This window comes from Polaromonas sp. (assembly GCF_029945685.1).
Lineage (GTDB): Bacteria > Pseudomonadota > Gammaproteobacteria > Burkholderiales > Burkholderiaceae_C > Polaromonas.
The window spans coordinates 221,837-236,572 of record NZ_JAQSDA010000007.1; the positions used below are offsets into that span (position 1 = coordinate 221,837).

12 protein-coding genes are annotated in these 14,736 nt (G+C 64.2%); 4 read left to right on the forward strand and 8 right to left on the reverse strand.

The window, feature by feature from the left end:
* Positions 1-100: 100 nt before the first annotated feature.
* Both PSV26_RS05080 and PSV26_RS05085 read right to left on the reverse strand, forming a co-directional pair.
* Positions 101-1,963, reverse strand: coding sequence for a phosphoenolpyruvate carboxykinase (GTP) (locus PSV26_RS05080; protein ID WP_300568487.1), 1,863 nt, complete (start codon positions 1,961-1,963; stop codon positions 101-103).
* A 714-nt stretch (positions 1,964-2,677) separates the two neighbouring features.
* Entirely contained in the window at positions 2,678-2,845 is a 168-nt protein-coding gene (locus tag PSV26_RS05085) for a hypothetical protein (RefSeq protein WP_293593445.1), read from the reverse strand.
* A 172-nt stretch (positions 2,846-3,017) separates the two neighbouring features.
* Between PSV26_RS05085 and PSV26_RS05090 the strand changes: the two genes are divergently transcribed.
* On the forward strand, positions 3,018-3,488 hold the full coding sequence (locus PSV26_RS05090; protein WP_300568488.1) for a glycine zipper family protein: 471 nt from the start codon (positions 3,018-3,020) through the stop codon (positions 3,486-3,488).
* A gap of 59 nt (positions 3,489-3,547) precedes the next feature.
* Entirely contained in the window at positions 3,548-4,078 is a 531-nt protein-coding gene (locus tag PSV26_RS05095; RefSeq protein WP_300568631.1) for an MOSC domain-containing protein, read from the forward strand.
* Between the two features lie 6 nt (positions 4,079-4,084).
* Here PSV26_RS05095 and PSV26_RS05100 read toward each other — a convergent pair whose 3' ends face one another.
* Positions 4,085-4,489 carry a PaaI family thioesterase gene (locus PSV26_RS05100; RefSeq protein WP_300568489.1) on the reverse strand — a complete coding sequence of 135 codons (405 nt, stop codon included), beginning with the start codon at positions 4,487-4,489 and terminating at the stop codon, positions 4,085-4,087.
* Positions 4,489-5,691 (reverse strand): threonine ammonia-lyase, encoded by a 1,203-nt coding sequence (locus PSV26_RS05105; RefSeq protein WP_300568490.1) that lies wholly within the window; start codon positions 5,689-5,691, stop codon positions 4,489-4,491. Before PSV26_RS05105 ends, PSV26_RS05100 begins: the two co-directional genes overlap by 1 nt.
* A 223-nt stretch (positions 5,692-5,914) precedes the next feature.
* On the opposite strand from PSV26_RS05105, the gene PSV26_RS05110 reads away from it, so the two are divergent.
* Positions 5,915-8,275, forward strand: a complete 2,361-nt coding sequence (locus PSV26_RS05110; RefSeq protein ID WP_300515739.1) for an ATP-binding protein — start codon at positions 5,915-5,917, stop codon at positions 8,273-8,275.
* 82 nt (positions 8,276-8,357) lie between these two features.
* Here the strand turns inward: PSV26_RS05110 and PSV26_RS05115 are convergent, their stop codons facing one another.
* The 3 genes from PSV26_RS05115 to PSV26_RS05125 form a co-directional block, all read right to left on the reverse strand.
* Complete coding sequence (locus tag PSV26_RS05115; protein ID WP_300568491.1) at positions 8,358-10,121, reverse strand: diguanylate cyclase; 1,764 nt, start codon at positions 10,119-10,121, stop codon at positions 8,358-8,360.
* 37 nt (positions 10,122-10,158) lie between these two features.
* Positions 10,159-12,132, reverse strand: coding sequence for a RecQ family ATP-dependent DNA helicase (locus tag PSV26_RS05120; protein ID WP_300568492.1), 1,974 nt, complete (start codon positions 12,130-12,132; stop codon positions 10,159-10,161).
* Between the two features lie 99 nt (positions 12,133-12,231).
* Entirely contained in the window at positions 12,232-12,624 is a 393-nt protein-coding gene (locus PSV26_RS05125) for a rhodanese-like domain-containing protein (protein WP_300568493.1), read from the reverse strand.
* Positions 12,625-12,824: 200 nt separating this feature from the next.
* Between PSV26_RS05125 and PSV26_RS05130 the strand changes: the two genes are divergently transcribed.
* Complete coding sequence (locus PSV26_RS05130; protein ID WP_300515748.1) at positions 12,825-13,871, forward strand: homocysteine S-methyltransferase family protein; 1,047 nt, start codon at positions 12,825-12,827, stop codon at positions 13,869-13,871.
* An 18-nt stretch (positions 13,872-13,889) separates the two neighbouring features.
* Here PSV26_RS05130 and PSV26_RS05135 read toward each other — a convergent pair whose 3' ends face one another.
* Positions 13,890-14,735 (reverse strand): ATP-binding protein, encoded by an 846-nt coding sequence (locus PSV26_RS05135; RefSeq protein WP_300515751.1) that lies wholly within the window; start codon positions 14,733-14,735, stop codon positions 13,890-13,892.
* Position 14,736 lies beyond the last annotated feature (1 nt).

Consider the following 14,736-nt stretch of genomic DNA (forward strand, 5'->3'; position numbering starts at 1 on the left):
CCACCCGGTTGGGTGGTTTTTTTGCGTCCGGGCGGCTCGCCCATCACGCCTGTGGCGCAACGCAGATCATGCGCCGCGCCCTGACTTTTCCGGGGGCCGGTCAGGCCGCCAGACGGCGCTCAATCGCGGCTTTGGTCTCCCCCAGCTCTTTCGGCAGGTGATGTTCGAGTTGCTTGAACAGTTCGGCGTGCAGTTTCAATTCTTCAGTCCAGGCGGCCTTGTCAATGCTGGTCACGGTGTTGAACTGCTGGGCGCTGAAGTCCAGGCCGGTCCAGTTGATTTCGGCATATTGCGGTGCGACGCCGAAAATGGTTTCCCGGCCCTTGGCCTGGTTGTCGAGGCGGTCGATCATCCACTTGAGCACGCGCATGTTCTCGCCATAACCCGGCCAGACAAACTTGCCGGTCTCGTCCTTGCGGAACCAGTTCACACAGAAGATCTTGGGCAGGGTGTGGCCCAGGCTTTCGACTTTGTGCTCCATGTCCAGCCAGTGCTGGAAGTAGTCGCTCATGTTGTAGCCGCAGAAAGGCAGCATGGCGAACGGGTCGCGGCGTACCACACCCATCTGGCCGACGGCGGCAGCGGTGGTTTCGGAGCCCATCGTGGCGGCCATGTACACACCTTCCATCCAGCTGCGGGCTTCGGTGACCAGTGGCACGGTGGTGGAGCGGCGTCCGCCGAAGATGAAGGCGTCAATCGCCACGCCGTCCGGGTTGTCCCATTCCGGGTCGAGCGCCGGGTTGTTGACCGCTGCCACCGTGAAACGGGCGTTGGGGTGGGCGGCCTTGGCCCCGGTTTCTTTCGCGATCTGCGGCGTCCAGTCCTTGCCTTGCCAGTCGATCAGATGGGTCGGCAGGCTGCCACCATCCTTTTCCATGCCTTCCCACCACACGTCGCCGTCGTCCGTCAGCGCCACATTGGTGAAGATGACGTTCTTGTCCAGGCTCGCCATGCAGTTCGGGTTGGTGTGGAAGTTGGTCCCGGGAGCCACGCCAAAGTAGCCCGCTTCGGGGTTGATGGCGTACATCCTGCCGTCGGCGTGGGGCTTGATCCAGGCGATGTCGTCGCCAATCGTGGTGACCTTCCAGCCGTCAAAGCCGCTTGGCGGCACCAGCATCGAGAAGTTGGTCTTGCCGCAGGCGCTCGGGAAGGCCGCCGCCACATGGTATTTTTTGCCCTGGGGATTGGTGACGCCCAGGATCAGCATGTGCTCAGCCAGCCAGCCCTGGTCGCGGCCCATGTTCGAGGCAATCCGCAGCGCAAAACACTTCTTGCCCAGCAGCGCGTTGCCGCCATAGCCCGAGCCATAGGACCAGATCTCCCGCGTTTCCGGGTAGTGCACGATGTACTTGGTCTTGTTGCAGGGCCAGCTCACGTCCTTCTGGCCTTCGGCCAGCGGTGCGCCCACGGTGTGCACACAGGGGACAAACGCGCCGTCGACGCCGAGCACATCAAACACCGCCTTGCCCATGCGCGTCATGATCTTCTGGTTCACCGCCACGTAGGCGCTGTCGGTCAGTTCAATGCCGATGTGGGCGATGTGCGATCCCAGCGGACCCATGCTGAAGGGCACCACATACATGGTGCGACCCTTCATGCAGCCGTCAAACAGCGGCTGCAGCGTGCTGCGCATGTCGGCCGGGGCCATCCAGTTATTCGTCGGGCCGGCGTTTTCCTTGTCGGCCGAGCAGATGTAGGTGCGGTCTTCCACGCGTGCGACGTCGCTCGGGTCGGAGCTGGCCAGGAAGCTGTTGGGCCGCTTGGCTTCGCTGAGCTTCTTGAAAGTACCGGCGTCGACCAGTTGCTGGCACAGCCGCTGGTACTCGGCGTCGCTGCCGTCGCACCAGTACACGTTGTCCGGCTTGCACAGTGCAGCCATGTCGGCCACCCAGGCAATGAGCCTGGCGTTCCTGACATAACCGGGTGTGTTGAGGTTAAGCCCTTGCATCGCGGGGTGGTTCATCGGAAAGCTCCAAAGTTAAAAAGCGTCATTTCGGAAAACGCCGTCCCGCGGCCAACAGGGAGGTGGCTGCGAGGCGTTTGTCGAAATAAGGCTTGCGGGCGCGCATCACGCAAGGCTTCAAGCCATCGGACAGCAAGCAGGGCCTGCCATCGGCAAGTTCTGGTTTTGCAGGCGAGGCCACAGTCAGGATGTGCTGCGGGGCCAGGGTCGGAAAAAGCAGTTTGTGGCACGCTTTTCAGACGTCCGAGGGGAGGCTCGAAAAATCATTTTAAGAACATCGGCATGGGTTACCTCGACGTTACAGGCAAAAGATATGCAAAACCTGCATGATGTTATGCATATGCAGCGCGCAGGTTCGTGCAGTCGTGACCGGGAAAGATGAAATAGCGATTCGGCGCCAAAGCAGACGTTAGTGCGTGGCTTTGAACGCTCTGAGCCGGTCTCGGGGTGCAATGCCGCTTGTAAAAATCCGTCGGTCCAAACCCACCGGACTTGGGTTGACGGATGTTGGGACGGATAAACTCGCCGTGGAGGCGGTGGGTAGCGACGTGGGGCGGGGCCGCGTAAGTGGAGACGGCGTCGGTTGCGCCGAACGCCTCAACATGGGCAAAAATGGACTTGATGCGGCGCGATGAACCAAAGTCCAAGGGCGTTTAAATACCGACCCGGCCCTCCCTTATGCCTGGGGCCAAATCACGCCTGGCTTCATTCAACTCACGCCATGTAGATGGCGATAAAGGCCAGCAGGAACATCAAGACGCCGCCAGCGACCGGCAACACGATGGGCATCAGCGGCACAATGGCTTCTACCGCGTCCTGTTCCTGGGCGGGCGTAGGGCTGCTGTGGGCGGCGTTGGTGGAGCGATCGGCGGGGCTTGACATGGTGGTTCCTGCAAAACGGGGGAAACGGGATTGCGTGATTTTACCTTTTTTGGCCCGGGCGGCCGCAAGCTGCTGGGATGGGCTCACTCCGCAAACGCGAAAGGCAAGCCGTTGTTGTGCCGGCCGGCGGCATCCGGCTGGCGCTGCGGCAATTCACTCGGGAGTCGAAAACATGCACCGTAAGTTGAAACACCGGGCCGGCGCCTGTGTTCTTGCACTGGTACTGGGCGTCTTGCCGGGCTGCGCCAGCAATACCGGATCAGCCAGCCCGTCGGCGCGCCCCGTTCTGTATCCCAACGCCACGCTGAATCGCGTGGGCGACGCGCAGGGCCGGGCCGAGGCGGATGCCTGCATGGCCCGGGCTGCGGCTGCAGGATTGACGCCTGCCGAGAACACCAACGCGGTGGCCCGGGGGGCCGGGGTCGGTGCAGCCGCTGGCGGTGTGGCCGGCGCTGTGGGTGCCTTGATCACTGGCCGGGGTACCGAAGGCGTGATCCGCGCCGGTGCGGGCGCCGCCGCCGTGGGTGGTTCGGCAGGCGCTGTTCAGGGCGCTTTCCGCCATGACCGGCCCAGCAGCACTTACCGCACCTATGTGCAGCGTTGTTTGGGCGACAAGGGTTTCGACGTGATTGGCTGGAACTGAGCTTGTTGTCATCACAGCGACTGCTATCTGTGCAGCTTGCCACTGCCCGGCGCGTCAGCATGGGAGGGCGCCAGATACTCACGGCCATGGGCAAACAGGCCGTGGCCGGCCCGGTGCCCGTGTTGCCTATGGGCCTGCTCGGTGACGAACAGGCCGACCTGTCGGTGCACGGCGGGCTTGAAAAAGCCGTTTATGCCTACCCGGCCGAACACTACCCGTTCTGGCAGGCTGCGCGCAGGGAACGGGGACTGGATCAGATCGACGACAGCTTGCCCTTTGGCCGTCTGGGCGAAAACCTCACGTTGCAGGGGCTGCTGGAAAGCGACGTATGGGCCGGTGACGTGCTGAGGTTCCCGCACTGTGAACTGCAGGTCCGGATTCCGCGTGAGCCCTGCTACAAACTCAACGCGGCGATGGGTTTTCCGGGCGCATCCCGGTTGATGGCGCAGAGCGGCTTTTGCGGTTTCTACCTGTCCGTTCTCACGCCAGGCACCTTGAGCGCGGGGGACAGCTTCGAGCTCCTGCCCGGCCGGCGCAGCGTGAGTATTGGCCAGCTGTTTGCCGCCAAAATGGGCAAACACCTGCGTTAGAAAGACTTAAAGCAGGGCGTAGGTTGTCGTGGCGCGGCAAATGCTCTTGCCATCGTCCGCACCGCGAATGTCGATCTCCCCAAAGGCCAGTGACTTCCCGACGCGTACCACGCGCGCCTCGATCAATGCGTCCTGGTTTGACAGGGGCTTGAGAAAGCTGCTGTTCATCTGCACCGTGGTGCATGGTTTGAACGCGCCAAAATGGTTGATCAGCGCCAGCACCATGGCCGTGTCGGCGGCGGCCATCATGGCCTGGCCGCACAGCATGCCGCCCACCCGCGAGAGTTGCGGGCTCTGCGGCAGGCGCAAGGTCACGCTCTGGCTGTCAAGCGAAGCGACCTGCAGGCCCAAGGCCTGTACCCACGGCGCAAAATATTCGTGCACGGCGGCTTGCAGGGTGTCGGCGTCCATCATTGTTGCTCCACGGCTTCAAAGCCGGCGGTTTTCAGGACGTCCAGCACCTGCGCAATGTGCTCTCGCCCACGTGTCTGGATGACCAGTTCGATATCCACGTTCTGCGCAGCCAGCATGGTGAAGGCCCGCTGGTGATGCACCTCGTCGATGTTGGCGCCGGCATCAGCGACGGTGGCGGTGATTCTGGCCAGCGAGCCGGGCACGTCACGCGCGCTCACACGGATGCGCGCCAGCCGGCCGGCGCGCACCATGCCGCGCTCGATGATGGCCGCCAGCAGCAGCGGATCGATGTTGCCTCCGCAGAGCACCAGGCCGACCCTTTTCCCTTTGAAGCGATCGGGGTATTTGAGCAAGGCCGCGAGACCGGCCGCGCCCGCCCCTTCGACCAGGGTTTTCTCGATTTCGAGCAGCATGACGATGGCCTGCTCGATGTCGCCTTCTTCCACCAGCACGAGATCGTCCACCAGGCGCGCAATGATGGCTTGCGGGATCACGCCGGGCGTGCCTACGGCAATGCCTTCGGCAATCGTGCTGCTGCCCTGGGGGTAGTGGGTGCCCTTGATCGCATTGACCATGGCCGGAAAGCGCGAGGTCTGCACGCCTATGACTTCGATGCCGTGCCTCATCGCCTTGGCGGCCGTTGCCATGCCGGCGATCAGGCCGCCACCGCCAACGGCCACGATCAGCGTATCGAGGTCGGGGACGGCCTGCAGCATCTCCAGGCCCACCGTGCCCTGGCCGGCAATGATGGCTTCGTCGTCATAGGGGTGGATGAACACCAGGCCTTCACGCTCGGCCAGGGCCAGGGCGTGGCTGCGTGACTCCTCCAGCGTGTCTCCATGCAGCACGACCTCGGCGCCAAAGCCGCGCGTGCGCTCGATCTTGACGCCGGGTGTGAAACGCGGCATCACGATCACCGCGCGCAGGCCGAGGCGCTGCGCATGGTAGGCCACGCCCTGGGCATGGTTGCCCGCGCTCATCGCCACCACGCCGCGCCGGCCGTCTTCGCCTGAGAGCTGCACCAGCTTGTTGCAGGCGCCACGTTCCTTGAAGGAGGCGGTGTACTGCAGGTTCTCGAACTTCAGAAAAACGTCCGCCCCCGTGATTTGCGACAGGGTTTTGGATGCCACACAGGGGGTATCGAGCAACTGGCCCTGCAGGCGAAGCGCTGCAGCCTCAATATCGGGCAAAGCAAGCATGGGGAAGACCTCCGGAATAAGCGTTGATTGTGGCCGGGTTTGGGGCGCAATTCACACGGGGTATTCAGGCCGGCCCGGCTCACACTGTCTATGCCGGATGTATAAATGGTGTGAACAGGCCCTGGCGTCTTCCATCGGGCATGAAGCTGCGTTATGGTTAGGCATACGTTCTCACGGTGCATGTGTAACTGCTGTGGCCTTTTTCCGGGCCGGAGGTGTCTCAATGAGCAAGCGTTCGGGTAGTGCTGACAGGCATGGTCCGCTGCTGCTTTCTCCCGGCCTGAAAGAGGCGCCGGTGCTGGACCTGATGTGCTCGCATTTTGTGCTGACGCTGGCGGCCCGGCAGGGCGCCAAGTTCAATGTGCGGCGCGACTTGAACAGTCTGCTGTCGCTCTCGGGCCGCCACTTGGTGTGGCCTTTGCCTGCCCTGCAGCGCCTGCGGGAATTCCTCGCACGCCGTTGCCGGGACAATGAATTCTGGCAGGGCCACGAGGCCCTGGGTGACGCCGCGTTCATGAGCCGTCATGGAGCCTGGCGCGGCCCCTACGAGGAGGGCACACTGTTCTTTTACCTCGACGAATACGCCAAGGACCAGCCCCGGGACCTGCTGTCGGTTCTCTCGGCCACCGGCGACTGGCTGGCCCAGGCGCTCAAAAAACAGTCCACGCTGGTCGAGAAAAACATCGACGCCCTGGCCAATCTGCTGCAGTTGAACCAGGCAGAACGCGCCCTGCTGCTGTACGGGACGCTGGCGCGCTATCAGCGCGACCTGCGCTCCATGCTGGTGGAGTTCAAGGTCAGCAACGCGCCGGAAGCCTATGCCGCGATTGCAGAGGTGGCCGGCGTCAAGGCCAGCGAGGTGGCCGAAGCCTTGCGCGCGGGCTCGCGGCTGGAGCGTATCGGCATGGTTGAAAACCTGATTTCCGAGCACAACATCACCGACCTGGCGGACCTGATGAAGGTCAGCGAAAAACTGCCGCCGGTGCTGATGCGTGAGTACCGCGACCAGAACGAGCTGATGGCGGTGTTCACCCGTCCGGTGGACCGCAGCAGCCTGGCGCTGAACGATTTTGAATTCGCCCGGGACGATGTGCAGGTGCTGGTGGCGCTGCTGCGCAATGCGGTGGAGGGCAGGGAAATGGGGGTCAATGTGCTACTGTATGGTCCCCCTGGCACCGGCAAGACCGAACTGGCCAAGGTGGTCGCGCAGGCTGCCGGGCTCGATCTGTTCGAAGTCGAATACGCTGACCGTGACGGCAACTCCCTGAGCGGCAAGGACCGATACCGTTCACTGCAGATCGCCCAGGTCTTTCTGAAAGGCAGTGCCCATGCCGCGCTGCTGTTTGACGAGGTCGAGGACGTGTTTCCGGCGATTTCCAGCGAGGCCGCGCAACTGTTGGCGCGCTCCGACCAGATGACCGCGCCTGCGACCGGCTCCGTCAATGGCAAAGCCTGGGTCAACCAGATTCTGGAGTCCAATACCGTGCCCACCCTGTGGGTGACCAACCGCATCGAGCAGATTGACCCGGCCTTCCGGCGCCGCTTTGCCTACCACCTGGAGCTCAAGTCCCCGCCGCCGGGTGCGCGTGAAGCCCTGGTGCGCAAGACGCTGGAGGGCGTGCCGGTCAGCGAGGCCTTTCTTGCCAGACTCACCGCACGCAAGGGCCTGACCCCGGCGCAGATTCGCACGGCGGTACGTTTTGCCAAACTCGCCAGCGCGCCGGGCGCCGAAACCGATGGCGCCGGCATGGGCGCGATTTTGTCGGGTGGCCACGCTGCGTTGACCGAATCGCTGATCGAGCGGCAGCTCAAAAACGCCGACCAGGCGCTCGGCAACAAGGCCGACGCGGCTGGACGTCGCAGCGTCACCACTTACGACCTGGCCATGCTGAACGTGGAGTCGCGCTTTGAAATACCGCGCATCGTGGCTGCGCTGAAGGCCCGCGGTCATGGCGCCCTTTGTTTTTACGGTGCACCCGGCACCGGCAAGACGGCCCTGGCCGAGCACCTGGCCAATGCGCTGGAGCGCCCGCTGCTGATCAGGCAGGCGAGCAGCCTGATGAGCAAATACGTGGGCGAAACCGAGCAGAACATGGCCGCGATGTTTGCCGAGGCCGAAGCCGAAAAAGCCGTGCTGCTGCTCGACGAGGCCGACAGTTTTTTGCAGGACCGACGCGGCGCGCAGCGCACCTACGAGGTGACCGAGGTCAATGAAATGCTGCAAGGCATGGAGCGCTTCAGCGGCATTTTTGTCTGCACCACGAATCTGCTGGAAAGCCTGGACCAGGCGGCCTTGCGGCGCTTTACCTTCAAGATCAAATTCATGCCCCTGACCGCTGCACAGCGCGAAAAGATGTTTGTGACTGAAGCGCTGGCTGGCAACGCTTGCCTGATGGACGCCGGCTTGAGTCTGCGTCTGGCCCGCCTGGCACAGTTGTGCCCCGGTGACTTTGCCGCAGTCAGGCGCCAGACCGATATCCTGGCCGTGGAGTTCACCGCGGAAGAGTTTTTGAGCCAGCTCGAAGCCGAACACCGGATCAAGCCCGAAGTGCGGGAGGCGCGCAGCATGGGGTTTACTCCGTAAGAAACCAGCAGGCCTTTATGCTATACCTTTCATAGCTGCCTGCGCAATGCGCACCTGGGCTGCAGCCCGTTTTTCCTTCAAATCAGAGCTGGATCATGCGGATTGCCTTGCGCGAACCGTCGTTCATTTCCTTGGCCACCTGCATCATGCGGTCCAGGCAGGCCTGCGCCTGCTCAAGGGCAAGGCGTGCGGGCCCGGCCACGTAGCCGATCGCGATGTGGAACTGCAGCGGGTCGGCATCGGGCAATTCAGTCGTGGTTCGCAGGCCACTGGCCAGGATCTTGGTGGCCAGCCGGTTCACCGAGTCGCTGGTCATGGGCCCTTCCAGCAACAGGGCAAAGTGGCGGTCACCCACACGCGCCACCGTGTCGGTCGGCTTGGTCACGGCCAGTATCCGCGCTGCGGCCAGGACCATGGCGCGGTCACCGATTTCGCGGCCATGCTCGAGCTGCAGACGGGCGTGGTTGCTCAGGTCGATGACCAGCAGCGCGCAAGGCTGCTGGTAGCGCTCGGCGGTGCTCAGCGCCTGGCGCAGCCTGGCCAGCAGCGGCCGGGTGGTGAGCAGGCCGGTCAGCGGGTCGGTGGTGCGCAGGGTGCTGGCACGGGTGGAGGGTTCGACGCGCCGGGTCACGCGGCGCAGCAGGCCATAAAAAAGAATGGGCGCTTCGACGGCCGAGCCCAGAATCAGCGCGTTCTGGGTCAGGAAGCTTGACGCGATCAGACCAAAATTGCGCAGCAAGGGAAACAGGGTGGCCACAATGATGGGTAAAAAACCCAGCGCTATCCAGCGTGCATGGCGGTCGCCTTCCACCAGCGACACCCCGACCACCATCAGCAGCACCACCATGCCGGCGCTGACCAGAATGTTGATGAGTGCAAAACTTTCGGGCGTCGGGAAGGCGGCGTCAAGCAGTCCGACCAGCGGCGCCAGCCCCATCAGTGCCAGGATCAGCCAGTCCAGTGCCCTGAAAAAGCGTCCGGGGGTGGTGACGGTGCGCACAAACCATAACGCGGCTGCCGCGGCCAGTAGCGGCAGCAGGACAATCGTCATGTTGTTGAGCTGCGGCAGCTCCGGCCACAGGTAGAGGCCGCCCAGGCCTTTGAAGGCGGCCTGGGAGCCGGCAAATGTGCCCAGGTAAACCGCATAAGTCGCAAAACCACGGTCGCGGTAGGCCGCTGCATTGATCAGGGCCAATATCGTCACCAGCAAGGCCAGCCCGAAGTAGGCCCCCAGGAACAGGTGTTCCAGCTGGCGCGAAGTGGTCACCCGCTCGGCGCTCAGCACCCGGGGCAAGGCTGAGAAAGGAACGCGCGCATGCTCCACCCGCAGGTAGTACCGCACGCTGGCCCCGACCTCGTGGTTCAGGGAAAAAACCGGGTAACGGGCGGGCAGGGGCCATGCGCTGATGGGCAGGGTGTCGCCGGCCTGCTGCACCACCCAGCGGCCCAGGCTGTCACGGTAGTACAGCGCGACTTTGTCCACGCCGGACATCGGCAGTTCCAGTTTCCAGTGAACCAGGGGGTCTTGCACCGTGGCGTCGAAGCGCAGCCAGAGCGCCGCGTCGTCAAGCCAGTATTTTTTGTCGGGGACAACGGCGGCAAAGGGAAGTCGCCCGGCGCCGGCTTCAATTTGTTCCACCGGCGTCTTGCCGCCCGTATCCACCCAGTATTCCAGCGCCTGTGTCAGCGCCACCGGGCCGTTGTCGCGGCCCAGGGTCAGAGCTTCCCCGCCAGCCCATGCGGGGCCGGCCAGCAGCAGCACGTGAAGAAAAACAGCGCCCGCGAGGGCCTTCACCCCGCGTGCCAGTTCGGCACGCCAGAAGATGAGGGCTGGTACGTTGGACACGCGCCTATTGTGCCGCAGGTGCCTGGATTTCCCGGGCTCAGGCGGGCCCGCACACCCGCAGAACCTCGTTGCCGTAGGCTTCAAGCTTCTTCACCCCGATGCCGCTGATGCCCTCCAGGTCGGCCGTGCTTTGCGGCGCCCGCTCGGCGATCGCGCGCAGGGTCGCGTCGTGGAAGATGACGAAGGCCGGCAGGTTGTGTTCGCGCGCCACCTCGGCGCGCCAGGCCTTGAGCCGGGCCAGGCGCTCCAGCGCGCCGGCGTTGAGCGAGGCTTCGGCCAGGCCCTTGGCGGAGGTCTTGGTGCCTTTTTTGCTGCTGCCCTTGCGCCTGTCGGCCGAACCGCCCGGCGCCTGCTCGCGCAGCATCACGCTGACCTCGCCCCTGAGCACCTGGCGCGCATCGGGCAGCAACAGCAGGGTGTTGAAGGCGTCCGGATCGACCCGCACCATGCCCTTGGCGATCAGCTGGCGGAGCACGCCGCGCCACTGGACCTCGGCCAGGTCCGCACCGATGCCGAAGGTGCTGAGTTTGTCGTGGCCATGCTGCAGGACCTTTTCGGTCGCCTTGCCGCGCAGGATGTCCATCAGGTGGCCGGCGCCGAAGCTGATGCCGCTGGCCTGCTGCACGCGGTAGATGCAGCTGAGCATCTTGCGTGCGGCTTCGGTGGCGTCCCACACCTTGGGCGGATTCAGGCAGTTGTCGCAGTTGCCGCAGAAATATTGAGCCCCCACGCCCGTCACTGCGTGTACTTCGCTGCCCCCCGGGGGGGCTGGCCTTGCTAGGGGCGGCCCGTCGCTGCGGCCGCTCTCGAGGTCTTCGCCAAAGTACGCCAGCAGGCTGGCGCGGCGGCAGCGGGTGTCTTCGGCCAGCGTGAGCAGCGCATCGAGCTTGCCGCGCATCACCTGCTTGAACTCTTCGCTGGCCGCGTCGCTGGTATCTATCATGCGGCGCTGGTTGACCACGTCCTGCAGGCCGTAGGTCATCCAGGCATTGGCCGGCAGGCCGTCCCGGCCGGCGCGGCCGGTTTCCTGGTAGTAGCCTTCGATGTTTTTCGGCATGTCCAGGTGCGCCACAAACCGCACGTCGGGCTTGTCGATGCCCATGCCGAAGGCAATCGTCGCCACCATCACCATGCCCTCCTCGCGCAGGAAGCGGTCCTGGCGCTGCTGGCGCAGGCTGCTGTCCAGGCCCGCGTGGTAGGCCATGGCCTTGAGGCCGGCGTCTTCCAGCATGCCGGCAACTTCCTCCACGCGTTTCCTCGACTGGCAATAGACGATGCCGGCCTCGCCCGCGTGTTCGCTTTCGATGAAACGCAACAGCTGGTGCGTCGCGTTGGTTTTTTCGACGATGGTGTAGCGGATGTTGGGCCGGTCGAAGCTACTGACGAATTCGCGTGCGTCCTCGAGCTTGAGCCGCTCGATCATGTCCTGACGCGTCAACGCATCGGCGGTCGCCGTCAGGGCGATGCGCGGCACGTCGGGAAAGGTCTCGTGCAGCAGGCTCAGCGAGCGGTACTCGGGCCGGAAGTCGTGGCCCCACTGGCTCACGCAATGCGCCTCGTCGATGGCGAACAGGCTGAGCAGGCCGCGCCCGTGCAGCGAGCCCAGCAGGCCTTTCATGCGCGGCGTGTTGATGCGCTCCGGTGCCGCGTAGAGCAGGGTCAGCTCGTTGCGCAGCAGCTGCTTTTCCAGTGCACTGCTTTCTTCCTGTGTCTGGGTCGAATTGAGGAAGGCCGCCGCCACGCCGGCTTCGTGCAGCGCGCCGACCTGGTCGTGCATCAGCGCGATCAGCGGCGAGATCACCACCGTCACGCCGTGGCCGGCGTTCTGCCGGGCGATGGCCGGGATCTGGTAACACAGCGACTTGCCGCCGCCGGTGGGCATCAGCACCAGCGCGTCGCCGCCCTGCACCACATGGTCGACGATGGCCTGCTGCGGCCCGCGGAAATCCGGATAGCCGAAAACCTGGCCGAGGATCTCCCGCGGGGTGGGGTGGGGTGAAGTGTTCGGCAAGGTGGGGGGCGTCAAGACAGGCGGCAATATGCTACAAAAACAATAGCTGTTTGCGCCCGTGCAGTAAGGGATTTAGCCTGATTTTCCTCAGAATATCAGCTACATCTGCTCCCAGGGCAGACCGTCAAAGCGCCAGCCGCTCAGGGTCGAACGCTGGAACTGCTCGTCAAGCTCGCCTTCAAAACCGTGCACCACATTGATGACCTCGGCAAAACCCGCCGCCTCCAGCGCCTGGCCGGCGGCCAGCGTGCGCTGGCCCGAGCGGCAGATCAGCAACACCGGCTGGTCCTTGCCGCTGGCCTCGCGTTCGACAGCTTCGGCGAACCGGGCCGGGTCGGGGGTCAGGTCGGGGTACTCGTACCAGGGCACATTGACCACGCCGGGCGGACGGCCCACATACAGCGACTCGATTTCCATGCGCACGTCGACAAACAGGGCGTCGGGGTGCTGTTGCAGGAAGTCCCAGGCTTCTTTGGGTTGGAGGTGTTTCATGGCGGGGATTCAGACAGAAGCGCTATTGTCAGGGGAAAACAGGGCCCCCACGTTTTTCACCGCGTGTACTGCGCTGCCCCCCTTGGTGGGCGCCGCGCCTGCGGGCCCGCGAAACCGGACCCGCGGCCCCTGCGGGCAGGGCGCGGCAGGCCAATGGCCGCGTGTTTGTACGTCTATCGGTCGCCCCTTAAAATGGGGGCATGAAGCAAGCCATCTACACCCGCGGAGCCGCGCTCCCCGCCATCCTCGAAAAACGCATTGCCATTCTCGATGGCGCGATGGGCACGATGATCCAGCGCTTCAAGCTGAGCGAGGCGCAGTACCGCGGCGAACGCTTCAAGGACTTCCCCAAGGACGTCAAGGGCAACAACGAATTGCTAAGCCTGACGCGGCCTGACGTGATCCAGGACATCCACGAAGGCTACCTGGCCGCCGGCGCCGACATGATCGAGACCAACACCTTTGGCGCGACCACCGTGGCGCAGGCCGACTACGACATGGCCGACCTGGCTGTCGAAATGAACTACGAGTCCGCCCGCATTGCCCGCGCCGCCTGCGACAAGTTTTCCACGCCGGAAAAACCGCGGTTTGTCGTCGGTGCGCTGGGCCCCACGCCCAAGACCGCCAGCATCAGCCCCGATGTCAACGACCCGGGCGCGCGCAACACCAGCTTCGAGGAACTGCGCAAGGCCTATTACGAGCAGACCGAGGCGCTGGTCAAGGGCGGCGCAGACGTGCTGCTGGTCGAAACCATTTTCGATACGCTCAACGCCAAGGCGGCGCTGTTTGCGATTGACGAGTTTTTCGACAATTCCGGCGAACGCCTGCCGCTCATCATCAGCGGCACGGTCACCGATGCCTCTGGCCGCATCCTCAGCGGGCAGACCGTGACCGCCTTCTGGCACAGCGTACGGCACGCCCAGCCGCTGGCCGTGGGTCTCAATTGCGCACTCGGCGCGACGCTGATGCGCCCCTACATCCAGGAGCTGGTGCGTGTCGCCGGCGACACCTTCATCAGCTGCTACCCCAATGCCGGCCTGCCCAACCCGATGAGCGACACCGGTTTTGACGAGACACCCGACGTCACCTCGCGCCTGCTGCGCGAGTTCGCCCAGGAGGGCCTGGTCAACATCGTCGGCGGATGCTGCGGTACCACACCGGAGCACATCGGGGCGATCCACCAGGCGGTCGAGCCGCTGGCGCCGCGCGGCATCCAACGTGACTACTTCTACAAGGAAGCGGCTTAGGGAAGAATCCCCAGGTCTTCAGGCCCCTGGCAAGGTGAAGTAGATCGTCGCGCCCCGCTCAAGCTCGGCCTCGGCCCAGACACGCCCGCCGTGCCGCGCCACAATGCGCTGCACGATACTCAGCCCGGCGCCAATGCCCGGAAAATCCGAACTCACATGCATGCGCTGGAAAATGCCGAAGAGTTTTTCGGCATGGGCCATGTCGAAGCCCGCGCCGTTGTCCTTGAAGAAATAAACCGTCTCTCCGCCCGGCCCGGCCTGGCTGCCGACGGCAATGGCGGCGCGTTCTTTTTTCGCGCTGAATTTCCACGCGTTGCCGGCCAGGTGATCGACCAGCTGCTTGAGCAGTGCCGGGTCCCCCTGCGCAATGAGCGCCGGCTGCACCGTGATGCTGGCCGCCCGCTCGGGATCGACTTCCTGCAGCGCGGCAAACGCGGCCTCGGCCAGCGCGCCCAGGTCCACCGCCTGCGGCGCCAGCGGTGCGCGCAGCAGGCGCGAGACGGCCAGCAGAGCGGCGATCAACTCGTTGATGTTGCCCACGCCCAGGCGGATGCGTTGCAGGTAATGCGTGCTGCGTTCCGCATTGCCCTTGGCCACGGCACCCTCCAGCAACCGGCTGAAGCCGTCAATGGTGCTCAATGGCGCACGCAGGTCGTGCGAGACCGAATAGGAAAAGTTTTCCAGTTCCTTGTTGGCAGCCACCACCTGGGTACTGCGCTGGTTCAGCTCGTCTTCGAGAAGACCGGTGATGCGCAGGATTTCCTGCTCGGCCGCAGCCACATCGTCGCCATCACGTATTTTCTGCAGAAGCGCGGCCATGGCGGGCACGGCGCTGACGGCGACGGGTTCGGGGGGCTGGGTCATG

What these genes read in the sequence shown, in the direction of transcription:
- PSV26_RS05080 (WP_300568487.1), bottom strand. Translation starts at nt 1,963, where the DNA reads ATGAACCACCCCGCGATGCAAGGGCTTAACCTCAACACACCCGGTTAT.
- PSV26_RS05085 (WP_293593445.1), bottom strand. Translation starts at nt 2,845, where the DNA reads ATGTCAAGCCCCGCCGATCGCTCCACCAACGCCGCCCACAGCAGCCCT.
- PSV26_RS05090 (WP_300568488.1), top strand. Translation starts at nt 3,018, where the DNA reads ATGCACCGTAAGTTGAAACACCGGGCCGGCGCCTGTGTTCTTGCACTG.
- PSV26_RS05095 (WP_300568631.1), top strand. Translation starts at nt 3,548, where the DNA reads ATGGGAGGGCGCCAGATACTCACGGCCATGGGCAAACAGGCCGTGGCC.
- PSV26_RS05100 (WP_300568489.1), bottom strand. Translation starts at nt 4,489, where the DNA reads ATGGACGCCGACACCCTGCAAGCCGCCGTGCACGAATATTTTGCGCCG.
- PSV26_RS05105 (WP_300568490.1), bottom strand. Translation starts at nt 5,691, where the DNA reads ATGCTTGCTTTGCCCGATATTGAGGCTGCAGCGCTTCGCCTGCAGGGC.
- PSV26_RS05110 (WP_300515739.1), top strand. Translation starts at nt 5,915, where the DNA reads ATGAGCAAGCGTTCGGGTAGTGCTGACAGGCATGGTCCGCTGCTGCTT.
- PSV26_RS05125 (WP_300568493.1), bottom strand. Translation starts at nt 12,624, where the DNA reads ATGAAACACCTCCAACCCAAAGAAGCCTGGGACTTCCTGCAACAGCAC.
- PSV26_RS05130 (WP_300515748.1), top strand. Translation starts at nt 12,825, where the DNA reads ATGAAGCAAGCCATCTACACCCGCGGAGCCGCGCTCCCCGCCATCCTC.
- PSV26_RS05135 (WP_300515751.1), bottom strand. Translation starts at nt 14,735, where the DNA reads ATGACCCAGCCCCCCGAACCCGTCGCCGTCAGCGCCGTGCCCGCCATG.